Consider the following 2,758-nt stretch of genomic DNA (forward strand, 5'->3'; position numbering starts at 1 on the left):
GCGCCGCGGTAGACCGCTTGCGGCCAGCTGTCCAGCGGGCCCCGGCGCCCGGGGGCGCGGGGCGCCCGGAACCGGGCGCGCGGGGGGGGGGGGGGCCCCCCCCCCGGCGGCGGGGCCCCCCCGCCGCGCGGGCCGGGCCGCCGCCCCCCCGCCCGCCGCGAGGCCCGTTCAGGGCACGGGCCTCGCGGCGGCCGCCCATGGCGAACAGCACGGCACCGAAAGCGTCGACGGGACCAGGACACGCGGGTACGTGGTCACGACAGCCAGCGGCGACGAGGGCGAACTGCGCCACCGCGCCCGAGACTTCGGCCCCACTCCCGAGATCGCCTCCTCCACCCGCACTGCCACCGTCACCGATGCCACTCCCGACGCTGCTTCAGGTGCCACTCTCGATGCCGCCCCAGGCGTCACCCCTGATGCCGCTGCAGGTGTCACTCTCGATGCCGCTCCAGGTGTCGCCCCTGATGCCGCTGCAGGTGTCACTCTCGACGCCACCCCAGGCGTCACCCTCGAGGCCGCTTCACGTGTCACCTCGTACGCCACTCCTGGTGCGGCCCACGGCTCTGCCCCCGGCGCGGCTTCCGCTGCCACCCCGGGCGCTGCCCCCAGCGGCGCCACCACCCACGTGACCGCGGAGGGCACCCTCGGCGGCAGCGGCTGCCTCGCGGCCGGGCACACCGCGACCGTCACCTTTTCGCCCGGCGGCAGCGCGGACGCGTACGCGACGTGGACTGACCCCTTCCCCGTGCACGGCGTGCGCTACCTGCGGTGCACGCTGCGCGGGCCCGTCCGCCCGGCCGGCCGTCCCGCACGTGGACACCGCGCTGTCGTCCATCCCGACCCGGAGGACCCCCACGCGATGAAGCTCACCGACGGCTTCCGGCCCAGGCGTGAGGGCGCACGCGCCCGTCACGCGACCGTGGTGCGCGCCCTCCGCGGGCACGACGACCGCTGCGCCACGTACGCGGCCGTCCGAGCGGAGTGCTGCGTCGCCGCCAGGTCCGCGCCGACCCACGTGCTGCGCCGCCTCGTCGGGCGGGGCCCGCGGCTCAGCGCGTGGAGCACCCCCTGCATCGCCGAAGAATCCCCGGCGTTCGCCAAGGCCGCCGAGCCGGGCCACCTCGTCGCCCACCGCACGCGCGTGCCCGTGATGCGGCCCGTGCTCCTGCGGCTCCTGGACACCCCGGCCTGCCGGACGCCCGACCTCCTCACCGCCGCCACCTTCCGCGCGGCCCACGAGGGCGACGAAGGGCGGGTGGCGGCCGAGGGCAGCGCCCGGTCCTTCCGCCTCGGCACCCCGGGCGGCGCGGCGTGGGCGCGGGGCCCGGGTGACGTGTTCCTCCCCGGCGTGGCCCAAGGGGGCGGTTGAGGTGGGCGTGTCCCCGCATCCGGCCGCCGACGACGCTGCCGCCGAGTTCCACGCGTTCTTCGAGCGGCACTACGCCGAGCTCTCCCGCCTCGCGCACCTGCTCACCGGCGAGTACGACGGTGCCGACGACCTGGCGGCCGACGCCCTGCTCGCGCTCTGGCACCGCTGGGACCGGGTGCGCGCCGCCGAGCACCCGGCCGCCTACGCGCGCGGCGTGGTCGCCAACATGGCGCGCAGCCACATCCGCAGCACGGTGCGCGAGCGCCGCCGTATCACGCTCTTCTGGTCCCACCACGGCGACGAGACGCCGGGCCCGGACGTGCCCGCCGTCGTCGACGTCCAGCAGGCCCTGCGGAGGCTGCCCTTCCGCAAGCGTGCCTGCGTCGTCCTGCGGCACGCCTTCGACCTGTCCGAGAAGGACACGGCGAACGCCCTCGGCATATCGGTGGGTACGGTGAAGAGCCAGACCTCGAAGGGCATGGCCGAACTGCAACGGCTGCTCGGCCCGCACGCCACGCCGGAACGCATGCGCGTCGCCGCCGTACCGGCCCGCGGGGGGACCGCGTGACGCCGGACGGTGACGGAAGGGTGGCGCCGACGCCGGTGAGGGCCGATGCCGGCGGGGCGGCCGCCCGGGAGGCGGACGGCTGGGGAGCGCGTGCCCGCAGGCCTGACGCCGACGGGTGGATGCCCACGGGACGGACGCCCATGGGGTGGAGGCCCGCAGGGCCGACGCCGGTGACGCCGAGGCCTGTGGGGGACCGATGACGGACGACGACGTGACGGACGACGACGTGACGAGCAGGGAGCGCGAGCCGCGCGACGCGGTGCCGCGTGGCGCGGAGCCGCGTGATGCCGGGCCGCGCGACGCGGAGCTGGGTGATGCGGAGCTGCGTGGCGCGGACTCGCCTGCCACGGAGCTGCGTGGCGCGGAGCCGCGTGATGGGGAACTGCGCGGCGCGGACGCGCGCGACGCGGAGCCGCATGACGCGGAGCCGCATGACGCGGAGCCGCGTGACGCGGAGCCGCGTGATGCCGAGCCGCGTGACTCGGAGTCACGTGATGCCGAGCCACGAGATGGGGAACTGCGTGATGCCGAGCTGCGCGGCGCGGACTCGCGTGGCGCGGAGCCACGTGATGCCGAGCCGCGCGACGCCGAGCCACGCCACCCCGAGCCGCGCGACGCCGAGTTGCGCCGACGCCTGCGCAGGGCGGCGAACGCGCACCGCCCTGACCGGGAGCGCATGCTGGCCCGCGTGGAGCGCGGCATGGCCGCCGGTGCCCGGGGCGGTGAGCGCCCGCGCCGCCCCGAGCGGGAGCGGACGCCGGTCCGCGGGGAGCGCGGCGCGGCCGCCGACCGGCAGGGCGACCCCGCGTCCCGGCCGTGGT

General features: G+C 77.4%; 2 protein-coding genes and 1 pseudogene. All 3 read left to right on the forward strand.

The window, feature by feature from the left end:
• Positions 1–625 precede the first annotated feature (625 nt).
• Complete coding sequence (locus QK440_RS41065; RefSeq protein WP_282798369.1) at positions 626–1,369, forward strand: hypothetical protein; 744 nt, start codon at positions 626–628, stop codon at positions 1,367–1,369.
• Positions 1,370–1,376: 7 nt separating this feature from the next.
• Complete coding sequence (locus QK440_RS41070) at positions 1,377–1,937, forward strand: SigE family RNA polymerase sigma factor (RefSeq protein WP_282798370.1); 561 nt, start codon at positions 1,377–1,379, stop codon at positions 1,935–1,937.
• Between the two features lie 196 nt (positions 1,938–2,133).
• A pseudogene (locus tag QK440_RS41075) lies at positions 2,134–2,758 on the forward strand (hypothetical protein); the annotation flags it as partial.

Origin of the sequence: Streptomyces sp. CC224B, assembly GCF_030010595.1 — a bacterium.
Classification (GTDB): Bacteria; Actinomycetota; Actinomycetes; order Streptomycetales; family Streptomycetaceae; genus Streptomyces; species Streptomyces longispororuber.